This is a genomic window from Micromonospora costi (assembly GCF_003626655.1).
GTDB classification, from domain to species: Bacteria; Actinomycetota; Actinomycetes; order Mycobacteriales; family Micromonosporaceae; genus Micromonospora; species Micromonospora costi.
In genome coordinates, this window is sequence record NZ_RBAN01000003.1 from 402,483 (window position 1) to 418,321 (window position 15,839).

Sequence of the window (15,839 nt, forward strand, 5' to 3'; positions counted from 1 at the left end):
ACCGGCCCGGACGCGTCCAGGCAGGTCGGCCACATCACCTCCGCAACCGCCTTACGATCTGGCCGTGGACTATCCGGAGGTGGCCGCCCGTACCCGCCGGTTCAGCCACGGCGCGCCGCGCGCCGTCTCCGTGGCCGACGACGGCTCCCGAGTGATCTTCCTGCGCTCGGCCGGTCCGGAGGACCCGGCCGACGCGCTGTGGCTCCTGGACGTGGCGAGCGGCGAGGAGAGGCTCGTCGCCGACCCGGCGGCGCTGCTGGGCGCCGGCTACGACCCGGACGCTCTCTCGCCGGGCGAGCGCGCGCTGCGCGAACGCCAGCGCCTGAGCGCCGCCGGGATCGGCTCGTACGCCCTGGACGCGGCCGGCCGGGTGGCGGTCTTCGCGCTGGCGGGCCGGTTGTTCCGCGCCGACCTGGTGCACGGTGACGTGGTCGAGGTGACCGCCGTGGCGCCGGTCATCGACCCGCGCCCGGACCCGACCGGCGAGCGGCTGGCGTACGTGACCGACACGGCCGAGGGGGTACGCCGGGGCGAGCTGCGGGTGATCGACGCCGACGGCACGGACAGCCTGCTCGCCGGGGAGGACGCCGGGGTGACGTGGGGGCTGGCCGAGCACATCGCGGCCGAGGAGTTCGGGCGGTTCCGCGGCTACTGGTGGGCGCCGGACGGCCGCTGTGTGCTCGCGGCCCGGGTCGACGAGTCGCGGCTGGGCCGCTGGCACCTGCACGACCCGGCCGCCCCGGCCAGCCCGCCGACCACGGTCGCGTACCCGCAGGCCGGCGGGCCGAACGCGGAGGTCAGCCTGCACCTGCTCGACCTCGACGGCGGCTGGGTGGACGTGCACTGGGACCGCGAGACGTACCCGTACCTGACGGCGGTGAGCTGGGCCGACGGGGGCCCGCTGATCACCGTGCTGCGCCGGTCCCAACAGCACGGCCTGGTGCTCGCAGTGGATCCGCGTACCGGCGAGACCCAGGTGCACGCCGAGCTGGCCGACCCGCGCTGGGTCGAGCCGATCGACGGCACGCCGGCGCACCTGCCCGACGGCCGGGTGCTGGTCGGCGGCGAGCTGGCGCACGACGGGTACGACGCCCGCTGCCTGTTCGCCGACGGGACGCTGCTCACCCCGCCGTCGCTGTACGTGCGCCGGGTGGTCGGCCGGCTGCCGGCCGCCACCGCCGGGCCGGCGGACCTGCTGGTCGAGGCGAGTGACGGCGAGCCGAGCGAGCGGCACCTGTTCCGGGTGCGTACGACGATCGGCGGCGGGGTCGACGCCCGCCGGCTGACCACCGACTCGGGCTGGCACACGGCGGCCGTGGGCGGCGACGTGCTCGTGGTGGGGGTCGCGACGCTCGACCACGCGGGCACGCGCTGGACGGTGTGGCGGGGCGACCAGGAGGTGGCGGAGCTGGTGTCCCACGCCGCCACCCCGCCGTACTCGCCGCTGCCGCTGCTGGAGCGGGTGACCGACCGGCGGCTGCCGAGCGCGGTGCTGTACCCGAACAGCTACGTGACGGGCCGCCGGTTGCCGGTGCTGCTGGACATCTACGGCGGCCCCGGCCACCAGGAGGTGGTGGCGGCACGGGCGGCGTGGCTGGAGCGGCAGTGGTGGGCCGACGCCGGTTTCGCGGTGGTGGTCGTGGACAACCGGGGCACGCCCGGTGTGGCGCCGTCGTTCGAGAAGGCGATCCACCGGCGGGTGGCCGACGTGACGCTGCTGGACCAGGTGGACGCGTTGACGGCGCTCGCCGACAAGCACCCGGACCTGGATCTGGGCCGGGTGGCCGTGCGCGGCTGGTCGTTCGGCGGCTGGCTGGCCGGCCTCGCGGTGCTGCGCCACCCGGAGCTGTTCCGCTGCGGCATCGCGGGCGCGCCGGTCACCGACTGGGCCCTCTACGACACCGCCTACACCGAGCGCTACCTCGGCCTGCCGGACGACGGCGCGGACGTCTACGCCCACCATTCGCTCATCGAGCTGGCCGCCGAGCCGGTGACGGGACCGGACCAGGCCCGCCCGCTGCTGCTCGTGCACGGGATGGCGGACGACAACGTGGTGGCCGCGCACACGCTGCGCCTGTCGGCGGCGCTGCTGTCCACCGGCCGGCCGCACTCGGTGCTGCCGCTGACCGGCGCGACGCACATGGCCGCCGGCGGCACGGCGGAGCGCCTGTTGAGGCTGGAACTGGACTTCCTCCGCGCGCACGTGGGATAGCGCCGGGAACACCACGCCCTGCACCGGGAACACCACGGCCCCGCGCCGGAAACACCGCGGCCCCCGGTCGACGACGTTGTCGACCGGGGGCCAGTCCAGGCGGTGCGTTACGGCTTGACGTACGCGTTCACGAACGCCGGGTAGCCGAAGACGCTGGAGATGAACGCCCCGCCGGCCTTCGACCCGTGCACCACGTAGGCCACGTCGACGAAGAGCGGCACCACGGGCGCGAACTCCTTCATGATCCGCTCGTCGAGCTTGCCCCACTCCGGGCCCTGCTCGGCCGGGGGCATGGCGAGGATCCGGTCGAACTCGGCGTTGATCGTCGGGTCGTTGAAGTAGGACTGGTTGCTGTTGCCCTCGGCCTTGATGGTGCGGCCGTCGTAGAGCACCGGCAGGATCGAGGCGCCGCTCGGCCAGTCCGCCGCCCAGTTACCGATGTACAGGTCCCAGGGGTTGTCCTTCTTCTTGATCTCGTCGAGCTTCGCGTCGTCCGGGATGTTCCGCAGCGTGATCTTGAAGCCGGCCCGCTCCAGGTTCGCCTTGAGCTGGGTGCCGATCTGCTGCTCGGTGGTGTTGTCGGCGACGCCGAGGACCAGCTCGGGGGTCTGGCCGCCGAGCAGCTCCTTCACCTTGTCGACGTTGCCGTTGGGGCCCGCCGGGTACGCCTCGTACGCCTTGTAGCCGATGGTCGACGGCGGCATCAGCGTGGTGAGCGGCGCGGCCACGGTCTGCCCGCCGAGCGCCTTGACGAGGCCCTCGCGGTCGATCGCGTAGTTGAGCGCCTGCCGGATCTTCAGGTCGGTGACCCGCTGGTTGTTGATGACGAGCTGGTTGGCGCTCGGGGTCGGCGAGAGGATGGTGCGCGACTTCAGCGACGCGTCACCGGCCACCTTCGCGACCAGCGAGGCCGGCACGAAGTTGAACGCGAGCGCGCTCTGGTCGGCGCCGTTGTCGGCGATCACCCGGTTGTTGGCGGCGTCCGCGGTCGGCCCGAAGCTCCAGACGAACTGGTCCGGGTACTGGTGGCGCACCGGGTCGGTGTTCGGGTCCCAGTTCGTGTTCCGGTCCAGCGTGAGCTTGACGCCGACCTGGTTCGACGCGATCTTGTACGGCCCGGACGAGAACGGCCGGTTGTCGAGGTTGACGCCGGTGTCCTTGTCCGGCGGCAGCGGCGCGGTGGTCGGCAGCGAGACCGCGAACGGCAGGTCACAGCGGGGCTTGGCGAACTCGAAGCGCAGGGTCTTGTCGTCCGGCGTGGTGAGGCCGGGCGGCAGCGAGCCCTTGTTCTTCTTGAAGTCCCACTTGGTGTCGAACTGCGGGGTGTCGGCGAGCCACTCCTGGATGTAGGTCGGGCCGCTGGTCAGGTCGGGGTCGAAGGAGCGGGCGATGCCGTACGCGATCTCCTTGGCGGTGATCGGGCGGCCGTCCTCGAACTTCACCCCGTCCTTGATCTTGAATTCCCAGACCTTGCAGTCGTTGTTGACGTTGGTGCCCGGCGTCTCGGCCAGGTCCCCGACGAGGACGAGACCGCCCTTGCCGTCGTCCTTCCAGGTGGTGAGGTAGCGGGCGAAGAGCGGGTTCGCCATGAGACCGGCGAACGAGTACGTCCGCTGCGGGTCCAGGTGGGAGATCGGCGTCTCCCGGATGATGGTGAAGGTGCCGCCCTTCTGCGCCCCGGGCACCTCGGCCGCCGGGCCCTGCGAGTCCTTCGGGTCGGTCGCGATGACCCCGGTCTGCGTACGGTTGTTGTCGACCGTGGTGCCCTCGCCCGTGTTCTTCGAGCAGGCACCCAGTGCCACAACCAGTGCGATCGCGCCGCCAGCGGCGGCCACCACGCGTGGTCGCATCTCCTACCTCCTCCACCCATCTGTCCGCGGTCGCCGGAGGTGGTACCGCCGACGTCCCGAGGATCGTAAAGAAGAAAAGCTACAAGTTGTGTAACAGTTGTCGATAAATTCCGCCGCCGGTCGACCGCCGGCCACCTCGCCCCGGGCGGGCCCCGGTCAACGCAGCCGGACCCGGGGGTCGATGGCCGCGTACAGCAGGTCGACCAGCACGTTCGCGAGCACCACGAAGACCGCGGCGATCAGCACGGTGGCCATTATGGTGGGCAGGTCGCCCGACCGCACCGCGTCCACGGCGGTCCGGCCCAGCCCCTGGATGCCGAACGTGGTCTCGGTGATCACCGTGCCACCGAGCGCGCCGCCCACGTCGAGACCGGCGATCGTGACGACCGGGGTGATCGCCGCCCGGAGCGCGTGCCGCCCGTACACCTTGGGTTTGGCCAGGCCCTTCGCCCGCGCGGTGCGGACGAAGTCCTCGGACAGCGTCTCCAGCATCTGCGCCCGGGACAGCCGGGCGTAGATGGCCGAGAAGAGGAAGGCCAGCGACACCCAGGCGAGCACCAGGCCGCTCGCCCACTTCACCGGATTGTCGAATATGGACGTGTAGCTCGGCACCGGCAGCAGGCGCAGGTTGTAGACGAAGACGATCAGCAGCACCGCGCCGACGAAGTAGAGCTGCAACGACGCGCCGGTCAGCGAGAAGCCGATGGCCAGCCGGTCCAGCCACGTGCCCCGTCGCAACGCCGAGATCATGCCCAGGCCCACGCCGAGCAGCAGCCAGAGGACGGCCGCCGGAATGACGATGCTGAGCGTCACCGGCAGCACCCGGGCGATGGTGTCCGAGACCGCCTCGTTCGTGACGTACGACCAGCCGAGGCAGGGCGCGTCGCAGTGGCCGCCCTGGGCGCTGCCCAGGTCCCGACCGGTCACGATGCCCTTCATGTAGCCGGCGTACTGGGCGACGAGCGGGTCGTTGAGGCCCAGCTCGTCGCGGACCCGCTCCAGCCGCTCCGGGTTGCAGTTCTTCGGGCACATGCCGGTGACCGGGTCGCGGGGCAGCGCGAAGAACATGAGGAAGGTCAGCACGCTCACCGCGAAGAGGGTCAGCGTGGCGGAGAACAGCCGCTTGATCAGGAACCGCGCCATCGCAGGGACCCCTACCGGGACGACTTCGGGTCGAGCGCGTCACGCAGCGCGTCACCGAAGAGGTTGAAGGCGAACACGAGCGCGAAGATCGTGATGCCGGGGAAGAACACGTACGCCGGGTCGGTCTGGAGGTAGTCCAGGCTGCGGTAGATCATGCGACCGAAGCTCGGCGTCTCGTCGCTCAACCCGACGCCGATGAACGAGAGCGCTGCCTCGCTCGTGATGAACTGCGGCACCGCGAGGGAGAACGACACCAGGATCGGCGCCCAGATGTTCGGCAGCAGCTGCCGGAAGAGCATGTGCCCGAGCCCGGCGCCGCTCGCCCGGGCGGCCTCGACGAACTCCCGCTCGCGCAGTGCGATCACCTGGCCGCGGACCAGCCGGGCCGTGCTCGTCCAGCCGAAGATCGCGAAGACCCCGATCAGCACGCCCACGCCGAACGCCGACGAGACCTGCTCCCGCTCGCCGTAGAACCGCAGCACCAGCGTCGGGGTCAACGCCAGCGCGATGACCAGGAACGGCATGGCGAGCGTGAGGTCGGTGATCCAGTTGATGACGGCGTCCAGCCAGCCACCGAGGTAGCCGGCGAGCGTGCCGAGCACCACCCCGATGGTCGCGGTGATCACCGCCGCGGCGAACGCGATGAAGAGCGAGGTACGCAGGCCGTAGATCAGCCGGATGAAGATGTCCCGCCCGAGGCCCGGTTCGAGCCCGAACCAGTGCTCGCCGGTGACACCGCCGGCGTAGCCGAGCGGCATGCCGAAGCCGTCGAGCAGGTTCTGGAACTGCTCGCGCGGCCCGATCCCGTAGGCCATCTCGATCAGCGGGGCGGCCAGCGCCAGCACCAGGAAGACGATCAGCATCACGCCGCTGACCATCGCCGTACGGTCGGCGCGCAGCCGGCGCCAGGCGAGCTGGCCGGGCGAGCGACCGAGGACGTCCCGGCGCTCCGGCGCCCCGGCGTCGCCGCCGGACTCGATCTCCGCCAGCGCGACACCCTCCACCGGGGAGAGGCTCACTTCGACACCTCCTCGACCGTCACGTCCACCGGCCCGCCGGTCTCCGCCCCCACCGGGCCGGATTCCGGGAAGTGGCAGGCGGTGGCCTGGCGGCCGCCGTCCCGCGGCACCAGCGCGGGCTCCTCCGTCGCGCAGATGTCCCGCGCCTTCCAGCAGCGGGTGCGGAAGCGGCAGCCCGAGGGCGGGTCCAGCGGCGTCGGCACGTCGCCGGCCAGCCGGATGCGGCCCGCGGGGCCGAGCTTGGTGACGTCCGGGATCGCCGACAGCAACGCCCGGGTGTACGGGTGCTGCGGCCGCTCGTAGATATCCGCCCGGTCACCGATCTCGACGACCTTGCCGAGGTACATCACCGCGACCCGCTGGCAGAAGTGCCGCACCACGGCCAGGTCGTGTGCGATGAATACGAACGCCAGCCCGAGGTCGCGTTGCAGGTCGCGCAGCAGGTTGATGACCTGGGCCTGGATCGAGACGTCCAGGGCGGACACCGGCTCGTCGGCGACGACGAGCTTCGGCCGCAGCGCGAGCGCGCGGGCGATCCCGATGCGCTGCCGCTGACCGCCGGAGAACTCGTGCGGATACCGGTTGTAGTGCTCCGGGTTGAGCCCGACGGTCTCCAGCAGCTCCCGCACCCGCGCCTTCACCCCGCCGGGTGGCTTGATGCCGTTGACCTGCAACGGCATCGCGATGATCCGGCCCACCGTGTGCCGCGGGTTCAGCGAGGCGTACGGGTCCTGGAAGATGATCTGGAGGTCCTGCCGCAGCGGGCGCAGCTCGCGCCGGCCGGCGTGGGTGATGTCCCGTCCGTCGAACTCGATGCTGCCCGAGGTCGGCTCCAGCAGCCGCACGAGCATCCGGCCGGTCGTCGTCTTGCCGCAGCCCGACTCCCCCACCAGCCCGAGCGTCTGGCCCGGCCGCACGTCGAAGTCCAGTCCGTCCACGGCCCGCACCAGGTGGCGACCGCGCAGCCCGCTGCGCACCGGGAAGTGCTTGCTGAGCCCGCGTACCCGCAGCAGCGGCTCGGCCTCCGCCGTCGACCCGGCCTCCCGGGCCTCGTCCACCTGACTCGCGCTCACCGGAGCCCGCCTCCGTTCGCGACTGCGGTACTCCGCTTCGCTGCGTTCCTCGCGCTCACCGGGCGACCCCCACGTGTGCGATCTCCTCCCGGTAGAGCCGGACCCGTTCCTCCGCCGCCAGGTGGCAGGCGACGAGGTGGCCGGCCTCGCCGGTGGGGCTCAGCGCGGGCACCTCGGTGCGGGACCGGTCACCGTTGCGGTCGGCGTACCGGCAGCGCGGGTGGAAGGCGCAGCCGGACGGCAGGTTGATGAGGCTCGGCGGGTTGCCACGGATCGGCACAAGGTCCGCGTCCGCGTCGCCGTGCAGCGAGGGCACGCTGGAGAGCAACCCCCAGGTGTACGGGTGCTGCGGCCGGCGCAGCACCTGCTCGACGCTGCCGTGCTCGACGGCCCGACCCCCGTACATCACCAGCACGTCGTCGGCCACCTGGCTGACCACGCCCAGATCGTGCGTGATCATGATGATCGCCGAGTGGAACTCGGCCTGGAGGTCGGCCAACAGGTCCAGGATCTGCGCCTGCACCGTGACGTCCAGCGCGGTGGTCGGCTCGTCGGCGATGAGCAGGTCCGGGTCGTTGACCAGCGCCATCGCGATCATCGCGCGCTGGCGCATGCCGCCGGAGAACTCGTGCGGGTGCTGGTCGAAGCGGCGCGCCGGCTGCGGGATGCCGACCCGGCCCAGCATGTCGACGGCCCGCTGCCGGGCCTCCCGCTTGCCCGCCCGCGGGTGGTGCACCCGGTACGCCTCGGCGATCTGCTTCCCCACCGTGTAGTAGGGGTGCAGCGCGGAGAGCGGGTCCTGGAAGATCATCGCCATGTCGCGCCCGCGCAGCTGGCGTACCTCCTCCTCGGGCAGGCCGACCAGCTGGCGACCGCCCAGGAAGATCTCGCCGGTGATGGTGGCGCGCCGGGCGTCGTGCAGGCCGAGGACGGCCAGCGAGGTGACGCTCTTGCCCGAGCCGGACTCGCCCACGATGCCGAGCGTCCGGCCCCGTTCCACCGCGAAGGACACGCCGTCGACCGCGCGGACGACGCCGTCGGTGGTGTCGAACCGCACCCGCAGGTCGCGCACCCGCAGGTAGGGGTCGCCGTTGGCCCGCTGCTCCGGAACGCTGGGGCGGTCGCCCGGTTGCCCGGACGGCGCCGACTCCGGCCTGTCCACGACCGCCTCCCTCAGTGACGAAGAGAACTTACAGGAAAGACCTGAGGGTGAAAATAAGCTACACGGCCGGAGGCTGTCAGCGGGCGTCAGCGTAACGAGTCGGCAACGGCTGTGAACAGCCCTCACCAGCACATTCATTCATCGCGATCGGCTGCCCGCCACCGCGTCCCCGGTGGACGACGGGTTGATCCACTCCGTTCCACCGATGTGGGTGGTGTTGCGGCGCATCGGATCCCACCACATCGCCGAGCTGGTGTCGATCACGCCTGACGGATGTCGGGCCGCTCGCCTAGGGTCGGCTGTGTGAGCGAATTCGATGCCGCGACCGCCGCCGTGCAGGCCGCCCTGGACGCGGGAGCCCGGTACGCCGACGCCCGGGTGATGCACCGGCGCTACGAGTCGATGTCGGCGCGCAATGGCGAGATCGAGGAGCTGACGCAGGACGAGAGTGTCGGCCTGGGCGTCCGGGCGCTGGTCGGGTCGAGCTGGGGCTTCCACGCCGTACCCGACCTCACCGACGCAGCGGCCCGCGACGCCGGCCGGCGCGCCGCGCGGATCGCCGCGGCGAGCGCGCGGGTCCCCGGCCCGTCCGTCGACCTCGTGCCGGTCGAGGCGGCCACCGCGAGCTGGGCCTCGGCGTGCGAGGTGGACCCGCTCGGCGTCCCGCTCTCCGACAAGGGCGACCTGCTCGTCGACGCGACAGCGACCATGGCGGCGCACGGCGCCGACATCGCCGAGGGGCTCTACCAGATCTGGGACACCGCGAAGTGGTTCGTGTCCAGCGAGGGGCACCGTGTCGACCAGCGAATCCGGGAGTGCGGCGGTGGCATCTCCGCCACCTCCATCGGTGACGGCGAGACGCAGCGCCGCTCCTACCCGAGCTACCGCGGTCAGTACGGCACGACCGGCTGGGAGCTGGTCACCTCGCTCGACCTGAGCGCGCACGCGGCCCAGGTCGCCGAGGAGTCCCGGGCCCTGCTCACCGCGCCGCTCTGCCCGGCCGGGGAGACCGACCTGATCCTCGGCGGCGAGCAGCTCGCCCTCCAGATCCACGAGTCGGTGGGGCACGCCATCGAGCTGGACCGCATCCTCGGCTGGGAGGCGGCCTTCGCGGGCACGTCCTGGCTCGACCTGGCCCAGCTCGGCACGCTGCGGTACGGCTCGGAGCTGATGAACGTCACCATCGACCCGGCCATCCCGGGCGCCCTGGGCAGCTTCGGCTTCGACGACGAGGGCTCCCCGGCCGTGAAGCGCGACGCCGTCCGCGAGGGACGGTGGGTGGGCGTGCTCGCCGGCCGCGACTCGGCGGCCGTCGCCGGGCTGGACTACGGCGGGAGCGTACGGGCCGACGGCTGGGCCCGGCTGCCGATGGTGCGGATGACCAACGTCGGCCTGGAGCCCGGCCCGCACACGCTGGAGGAGATCATCGCGGCCACCGACGACGGGGTGCTCATGGACCTGAACCGGTCCTGGTCGATCGACGACAAGCGGCTCAACTTCCAGTTCGGCTGCGAGATCGGCTGGGAGGTGAAGAAGGGCCGGCGCGGCCGGATGCTGCGCAACCCGACCTACACCGGCATCGGCCCGCTCTTCTGGCGCTCCATGGACATGCTCTCCTCGGAGACCGTCGCCTGGGGCACACCGAACTGCGGCAAGGGCCAGCCGGGCCAGACCGGGCACACGGGCCATCCCGCGGCCCCGGCGCGGTTCCGCAACGTCCGGGTGGGGGTGCGGGCATGACCGAACTGGAGCTTGCCGGCCAGGTCGTCGAGCTGGTCCGCCGCGCCGGCGGCCCGGGCGCGCAGGCCGAGGTGGTGGTGACCCGAGCGGACCTGGCCCTGACCCGGTTCGCCAACTCGTTCATCCACCAGAACGTCGCCGAGTCGACGGTCGGCGTCCGGCTGCGGGTGCACGTCGACGGGCGGACGGCCGCGGGCAGCGGCAGCGTGGTGACGCCGGACGGGTTGCGCGCGCTCGTCGAGCGCACCCTGACCGCCGCGCGGCTCTGCCCACCCGATCCGGCGTGGCCCGGCCTCACCCCGCCCACCCCGGCACCGGCCGGCGGGCCGGTCGACGAGGCCGCCGCGTACGCGGACCCGGACGAGCGGGCCGAGCGCGTCCGCGCCTTCGTGTCGGCGGCCGGCGGCCTGGAGACGGCGGGCTACTGCCGCACCGCCCACCGGTCGTCGGCGTTCGCGAACAGCGCCGGCCACACGGCACACTGGCGCGCGGTCGAGGCGGCCATGGACGGCATCGCCCGCAGCGGCGGCGCGGACGGCGTGGCCCGGCTCTGCGCCGACCGGCTGGCCGACCTCGACGGCGCGGTACTGGGCGCCCGGGCGGCGGTCAAGGCCCGCGCGGCGGCCGACCCGGTCGAGTTGCCGCCCGGCCGGTACGAGGTGGTGTTCGAGCCGGCCGCCGTGACCGACCTGCTGCAGAACCTGTCCTGGTTCGGCTTCAACGGCAAGCGGTACGTCGAGCGGCAGTCCTTCGCCGAGCCGGGCGCCGCGCAGTTCGACCCGGCGGTCACGCTGGTCGACGACCCGCTCGGCGCGTCCGGCCTGCCGTTCGACGTGGAGGGCACGACACGGAAGGCCGTGACCCTGGTCGAGGCCGGCACCACCCGTGCGGTGACGCACGACCGGCGGACGGCGGTGGAGGCGGGCGCCGAGTCCACCGGGCACGCGATCGCCGGCGGCGCGACCGTCGGCCCGATGGCGCGCAACCTACGGCTCGCCGCCGGCGGCGACGCGTCACCCGCGGGGGCCGTCCCGGGCGCCTGGACGCCGGGCGCGGTGGCCGACCCGGACACGGCGGAGCTGGTCGCGCAGGTCGGGCGCGGGCTGCTGGTGAGCGACCTGTGGTACACGCGGGTGCTCGACCCGAAGAGCCTTGTCATCACCGGCCTGACCCGCAACGGGGTGTGGCTGGTCGAGGACGGCGTGGTCGTCGGCGCGGTCCGCGACCTCCGGTTCACCGAGTCGTACCCCCGGGCGCTCGCACCAGGCGGCGTGCTCGGCGTCGGCCGGGTCCCGGTGCGGCAACCGGACCGGGTGGACGGTGTCTGGTGGGAGGCGCCGCCGGTGCGGCTGGCCTCCTGGCACTTCACCGGTGGCGCGTCCGGCTGATCCGCCCGCCCTGGGGCGGCCAGCCGACGCGGGGCGCGGCCCGCCGGGACCGGTCCCGTGCAGGCCGGTCCGCCCCCGCGCGACGGGCCGGCGCGCATCACATCGACCCGGATGCCACCCCGCCGTCACGTCGCCACGGTGACCTTCCTACGATCGGTCCATCGATCATCGTGCCGGCGCTCCCAGGCCGGCCGGACACACGGGACGCTGCCTTGCGCGGACGGCCCGCGAAGATCGGCGTAACGTGTGTCACTTAGCTGCGCCGGTGCGCCCGGCGCGGTCGTTGGTGTGCGCATGACGTGGCAAGCGGGTGCGGGTTCGCCGGTCCGCGTGCCGACCGGAGGAAGAGCCGCCCGCACCTGCGGGCCCCCGTCGAGGAGACGACTCGAATGACATCAACGGCAACGAGGCCGCTGGGGGCGCGGGCGCGCGCCGCCATCGCGGCGAAGACGTTGCGTACCGACCGCTGGTGGTTCGCCCCGCTGATCACCGTCGTCGGGCTCACCGCCTGGGTGGCGTACGCGACGGTGCGGGTCTTCATGCACAAGTGGTACTGGGTCGAGGACTTCCACTACCTGACCCCGTTCTACTCCCCGTGCGTGACCGACCGGTGCGTCGAGAACGCCTCGCACTTCGGGCAGTTCCTCCCCGGCTGGTGGATCATCCCGGACGCCGCGCTGACCCTGCCCTTCCTGCTGCTGTTCCGGCTGACCTGCTACTACTACCGGAAGGCGTACTACCGGTCGTTCTGGCTGTCGCCGCCGGCCTGCGCCGTGCCGGACGGGCACAAGACGTACGGCGGTGAGACGCGCTTCCCGCTGCTCGGCCAGAACCTGCACCGCTACTTCTTCTACGCCGCCGCGATCATCTCGCTGATCAACACCTACGACGCGATCCTGGCCTTCCACTCGCCGAAGGGCTTCGGCTTCGGGCTGGGCAACCTCATCCTGATCGGCAACGTGGTGATGCTCTGGGCGTACACCATCTCCTGCCACTCCTGCCGGCACATCATCGGCGGGCGGCTCAAGCACTTCTCGAAGCACCCGCTGCGCTACCGGGCCTGGACGGGCGTGTCCTGGCTCAACGTCCGGCACATGCAGCTCGCCTGGATCACGCTCGGCACGCTGGCGCTGACCGACTTCTACGTCATGGCGGTCGCGGCCGACTGGTTCCCCGACCTGCGGTTCATCAACTAGAGGGCCTGGACATGACGACTACCACTCGTATCGAACGACACCACTACGACGTCGTCGTGATCGGCGCCGGCGGCGCCGGCCTGCGCGCGGCGATCGAGGCCCGGCTCGCCGGCAAGAAGACGGCCATCATCTCGAAGTCGCTCTTCGGCAAGGCGCACACCGTGATGGCCGAGGGCGGCGCCGCCGCCGCGATGGGCAACGTGAACCCGCGCGACAGCTGGCAGGTGCACTTCCGCGACACCATGCGCGGCGGCAAGTTCCTGAACAACTTCCGGATGGCCGAGCTGCACGCGAAGGAGTCGCCGCAGCGGATCTGGGAGCTGGAGACGTACGGTGCGCTCTTCGACCGCACCAAGGACGGGAAGATCTCGCAGCGCAACTTCGGCGGCCACGAGTACCCGCGGCTCGCGCACGTCGGCGACCGCACCGGCCTGGAGCTGATCCGCACCCTCCAGCAGAAGATCGTGTCGCTCCAGCAGGAGGACAAGGCGGAGTTCGGCGACTACGAGGCCCGCATCAAGGTCTTCTCCGAGACCACCATCACCGAGCTGCTGCTCGACGGCGACCGGGTGGCCGGGGCCTTCGGGTACTACCGGGAGTCCGGGGAGTTCGTCCTGTTCGAAACGCCGGCCGTGGTGCTGGCCACCGGCGGGGTCGGGCGGTCCTACAAGGTCACCTCGAACTCGTGGGAGTACACCGGGGACGGTCACGCGCTCGCGCTGCGCGCCGGGGCGACGCTGATCAACATGGAGTTCCTGCAGTTCCACCCGACCGGCATGGTCTGGCCGCCCTCGGTGAAGGGCATCCTGGTCACCGAGTCGGTGCGGGGTGACGGCGGCGTGCTGAAGAACTCCGACGGCAAGCGGTTCATGTTCGACTACGTCCCCGACGTCTTCCGCAAGCAGTACGCGGAGACCGAGGAGGAGGCGGACCGCTGGTACACCGACCCGGACAACAACCGCCGCCCGCCGGAGCTGCTGCCCCGCGACGAGGTGGCCCGGGCCATCAACAGCGAGGTGAAGGCCGGTCGGGGCACCCCCGCCGGTGGCGTCTACCTGGACATCGCGAGCCGGCTGCCGGCGGAGGAGATCCGCCGCCGTCTGCCCTCGATGTACCACCAGTTCAAGGAACTGGCCGACGTCGACATCACCAAGGAGCCGATGGAGGTCGGCCCGACCTGCCACTACGTGATGGGTGGCGTCGAGGTGGACCCGGACTCGGGCGCCGCGGCCGGCCACGTACGCGGCCTGTTCGCCGCGGGCGAGGTGTCCGGCGGCATGCACGGCTCCAACCGGCTCGGCGGCAACTCGCTGTCCGACCTGCTGGTCTTCGGCAAGCGCGCGGGCGGCCACGCCGCCTCGTACACCGACACCCTCGCCAGCCGGCCGAAGGTGGCCGTGCCGGCGGTCGAGGCGGCGGTCGAGACCGCGCTCGCGCCGTTGCAGCGGGACACCGGGGAGAGCCCGTACACCCTCCAGCAGGACCTCCAGGCGGTCATGGGAGACCTGGTAGGAATCATCCGGCGGGAGGGCGAGCTGGCCGACGCGCTGGTGCGCCTGGCCGAGCTGCGGGAGCGGGTGGCCAAGGTGAGCGCGTCCGGCGGGCGACGCTACAACCCGGGTTGGCACCTCGCCCTGGACCTGCGCAACATGCTGGTCGTCTCCGAGTGCACCGCCAAGGCGGCGCTGGAGCGGCGGGAGTCCCGCGGCGGCCACACCCGCGAGGACCACCCCACGATGGATCCGCAGTGGCGCCGGGTGAACCTGGTCTGCTCGCTCGAGGGCGACACGGTGCAGCTGACCCGCAAGCCGCTGCCGAAGATGCGCTCCGAGCTGATCACGCTGTTCGACCGCGCCGAGCTGGCCAAGTACCTGACGGACGAGGAACTCGCGGAGTTCGACGCCCTCGCTGAGAAGGAGAGCTGACGAGATGGCTGAGCGAAACTCCCCGGCGGCCGGCGACGCGGCCGCGAAGCGGCAGTTCCGCATCTGGCGGGGCGACGACACCGGCGGCGACCTGCAGGACTACATGGTCGAGGTGAACGAGGGCGAGGTCGTCCTCGACGTCATCCACCGGCTCCAGGCCACCGACGCGCCGGACCTCGCCTGTCGCTGGAACTGCAAGGCGGGCAAGTGCGGCTCCTGCTCCATGGAGATCAACGGCAAGCCGCGCCTGGCGTGCATGACCCGGATGTCGACGTTCGAAGAGGACGAGACGGTCACGGTCACCCCGCTGCGTACGTTTCCGGTCATCCGGGACCTGGTCACGGACGTCTCGTTCAACTACGAGAAGGCCCGGGAGACCCCGGCGTTCGCTCCTCCCGCGGACGTGGCCCCCGGCGACTACCGGATGCAGCAGGTCGACGTCGAGCGCTCGCAGGAGTTCCGCAAGTGCATCGAGTGCTTCCTCTGCCAGAACGTGTGCCACGTGATCCGTGACCACGAGGAGAACAAGCCCGCCTTCTCCGGGCCGCGCTTCTTCATCCGGGCGGCCGAGCTGGACATGCACCCGCTCGACGCCCGGACCGACCGCAAGCAGTACGCGCAGTCGGAGATGGGCCTCGGCTACTGCAACATCACCAAGTGCTGCACGGAGGTCTGCCCCGAGCACATCAAGATCACCGACAACGGGATCATCCCCATGAAGGAGCGGGTCGTCGACCGCAGGTACGATCCCCTTGTGTGGCTTGGTAGCAAGATCTTCCGTCGGGGTGAGACGCCCCAGAGCAGCGTGACCAGCGCACGGGCCGCGGGCCCGGCGGCCCGTCCCAACCTCGATGGCGTGCACTCGCACGCGGGTGGTTCGCACGACCCGCAGGCCGAGGCGCAGGCGCAGAGCGGGGTCAACTGGCACCGCGAGGTGCCACACCCGACCGCGCCGGCGGTGGACGAGCGGGGCAAGCTTCCGCTCACGGAGCTGACCTTCGACCGGGCCGCCGCGCCGTCGCCGTTCGGTGACGACGTCACGTTCCCGCTGCCCCCGGAGCACCTGAACTTCGCCCACCCGGAGCAGGACAAGCACTGAGCACGTCCACGACGACGATGACGGGGGCCGCG

General features: G+C 71.8%; 11 protein-coding genes. 6 read left to right on the plus strand and 5 right to left on the minus strand.

Features of this window, described 5'->3' with window-relative positions; all coding sequences use genetic code 11:
• The first annotated feature begins 64 nt into the window (after positions 1 to 64).
• The gene (locus D7193_RS18385; RefSeq protein WP_120780751.1) at positions 65 to 2,212 is read left to right on the plus strand and encodes a S9 family peptidase; all 2,148 of its coding nucleotides are present in this window, start codon (positions 65 to 67) and stop codon (positions 2,210 to 2,212) included.
• 107 nt (positions 2,213 to 2,319) lie between these two features.
• Here the strand turns inward: D7193_RS18385 and D7193_RS18390 are convergent, their stop codons facing one another.
• The 5 genes from D7193_RS18390 to D7193_RS18410 all read right to left on the minus strand — a co-directional run bounded on the left by D7193_RS18390 (position 2,320) and on the right by D7193_RS18410 (position 8,375).
• On the minus strand, positions 2,320 to 4,062 hold the full coding sequence (locus tag D7193_RS18390; RefSeq protein WP_120780752.1) for an ABC transporter substrate-binding protein: 1,743 nt from the start codon (positions 4,060 to 4,062) through the stop codon (positions 2,320 to 2,322).
• A gap of 156 nt (positions 4,063 to 4,218) precedes the next feature.
• Positions 4,219 to 5,205, minus strand: coding sequence for an ABC transporter permease (locus D7193_RS18395; RefSeq protein ID WP_120780753.1), 987 nt, complete (start codon positions 5,203 to 5,205; stop codon positions 4,219 to 4,221).
• An 11-nt stretch (positions 5,206 to 5,216) separates the two neighbouring features.
• A complete protein-coding gene (locus tag D7193_RS18400; RefSeq protein WP_120780754.1) occupies positions 5,217 to 6,224 on the minus strand; it encodes an ABC transporter permease in 1,008 nt (335 codons plus the stop codon).
• The gene (locus D7193_RS18405) at positions 6,221 to 7,297 is read right to left on the minus strand and encodes an ABC transporter ATP-binding protein (protein ID WP_241563180.1); all 1,077 of its coding nucleotides are present in this window, start codon (positions 7,295 to 7,297) and stop codon (positions 6,221 to 6,223) included. Before D7193_RS18405 ends, D7193_RS18400 begins: the two co-directional genes overlap by 4 nt.
• Before the next feature lie 55 nt (positions 7,298 to 7,352).
• Positions 7,353 to 8,375, minus strand: a complete 1,023-nt coding sequence (locus D7193_RS18410) for an ABC transporter ATP-binding protein (RefSeq protein WP_377456136.1) — start codon at positions 8,373 to 8,375, stop codon at positions 7,353 to 7,355.
• A 387-nt stretch (positions 8,376 to 8,762) separates the two neighbouring features.
• Between D7193_RS18410 and D7193_RS18415 the strand changes: the two genes are divergently transcribed.
• From D7193_RS18415 to D7193_RS18435, 5 genes are all read left to right on the plus strand, one after another.
• Positions 8,763 to 10,199 carry a TldD/PmbA family protein gene (locus D7193_RS18415; RefSeq protein ID WP_120780757.1) on the plus strand — a complete coding sequence of 479 codons (1,437 nt, stop codon included), beginning with the start codon at positions 8,763 to 8,765 and terminating at the stop codon, positions 10,197 to 10,199.
• Positions 10,196 to 11,587, plus strand: coding sequence for a TldD/PmbA family protein (locus D7193_RS18420; RefSeq protein ID WP_120780758.1), 1,392 nt, complete (start codon positions 10,196 to 10,198; stop codon positions 11,585 to 11,587). Before D7193_RS18415 ends, D7193_RS18420 begins: the two co-directional genes overlap by 4 nt.
• Positions 11,588 to 11,976: 389 nt before the next feature.
• A complete protein-coding gene (locus D7193_RS18425; RefSeq protein WP_120780759.1) occupies positions 11,977 to 12,783 on the plus strand; it encodes a hypothetical protein in 807 nt (268 codons plus the stop codon).
• A gap of 11 nt (positions 12,784 to 12,794) precedes the next feature.
• Positions 12,795 to 14,708, plus strand: coding sequence for a fumarate reductase/succinate dehydrogenase flavoprotein subunit (locus D7193_RS18430; protein WP_120780760.1), 1,914 nt, complete (start codon positions 12,795 to 12,797; stop codon positions 14,706 to 14,708).
• A 4-nt stretch (positions 14,709 to 14,712) separates the two neighbouring features.
• Positions 14,713 to 15,807, plus strand: a complete 1,095-nt coding sequence (locus D7193_RS18435; RefSeq protein WP_120780761.1) for a succinate dehydrogenase/fumarate reductase iron-sulfur subunit — start codon at positions 14,713 to 14,715, stop codon at positions 15,805 to 15,807.
• The last annotated feature ends 32 nt before the right edge of the window (positions 15,808 to 15,839 follow it).

Bases quoted from the DNA above. Each gene is read 5' to 3' on its own strand.
- D7193_RS18435 (WP_120780761.1), top strand. From the start codon at position 14,713: ATGGCTGAGCGAAACTCCCCGGCGGCCGGCGACGCGGCCGCGAAGCGG.
- D7193_RS18395 (WP_120780753.1), bottom strand. From the start codon at position 5,205: ATGGCGCGGTTCCTGATCAAGCGGCTGTTCTCCGCCACGCTGACCCTC.
- D7193_RS18425 (WP_120780759.1), top strand. From the start codon at position 11,977: ATGACATCAACGGCAACGAGGCCGCTGGGGGCGCGGGCGCGCGCCGCC.
- D7193_RS18430 (WP_120780760.1), top strand. From the start codon at position 12,795: ATGACGACTACCACTCGTATCGAACGACACCACTACGACGTCGTCGTG.
- D7193_RS18390 (WP_120780752.1), bottom strand. From the start codon at position 4,062: ATGCGACCACGCGTGGTGGCCGCCGCTGGCGGCGCGATCGCACTGGTT.
- D7193_RS18420 (WP_120780758.1), top strand. From the start codon at position 10,196: ATGACCGAACTGGAGCTTGCCGGCCAGGTCGTCGAGCTGGTCCGCCGC.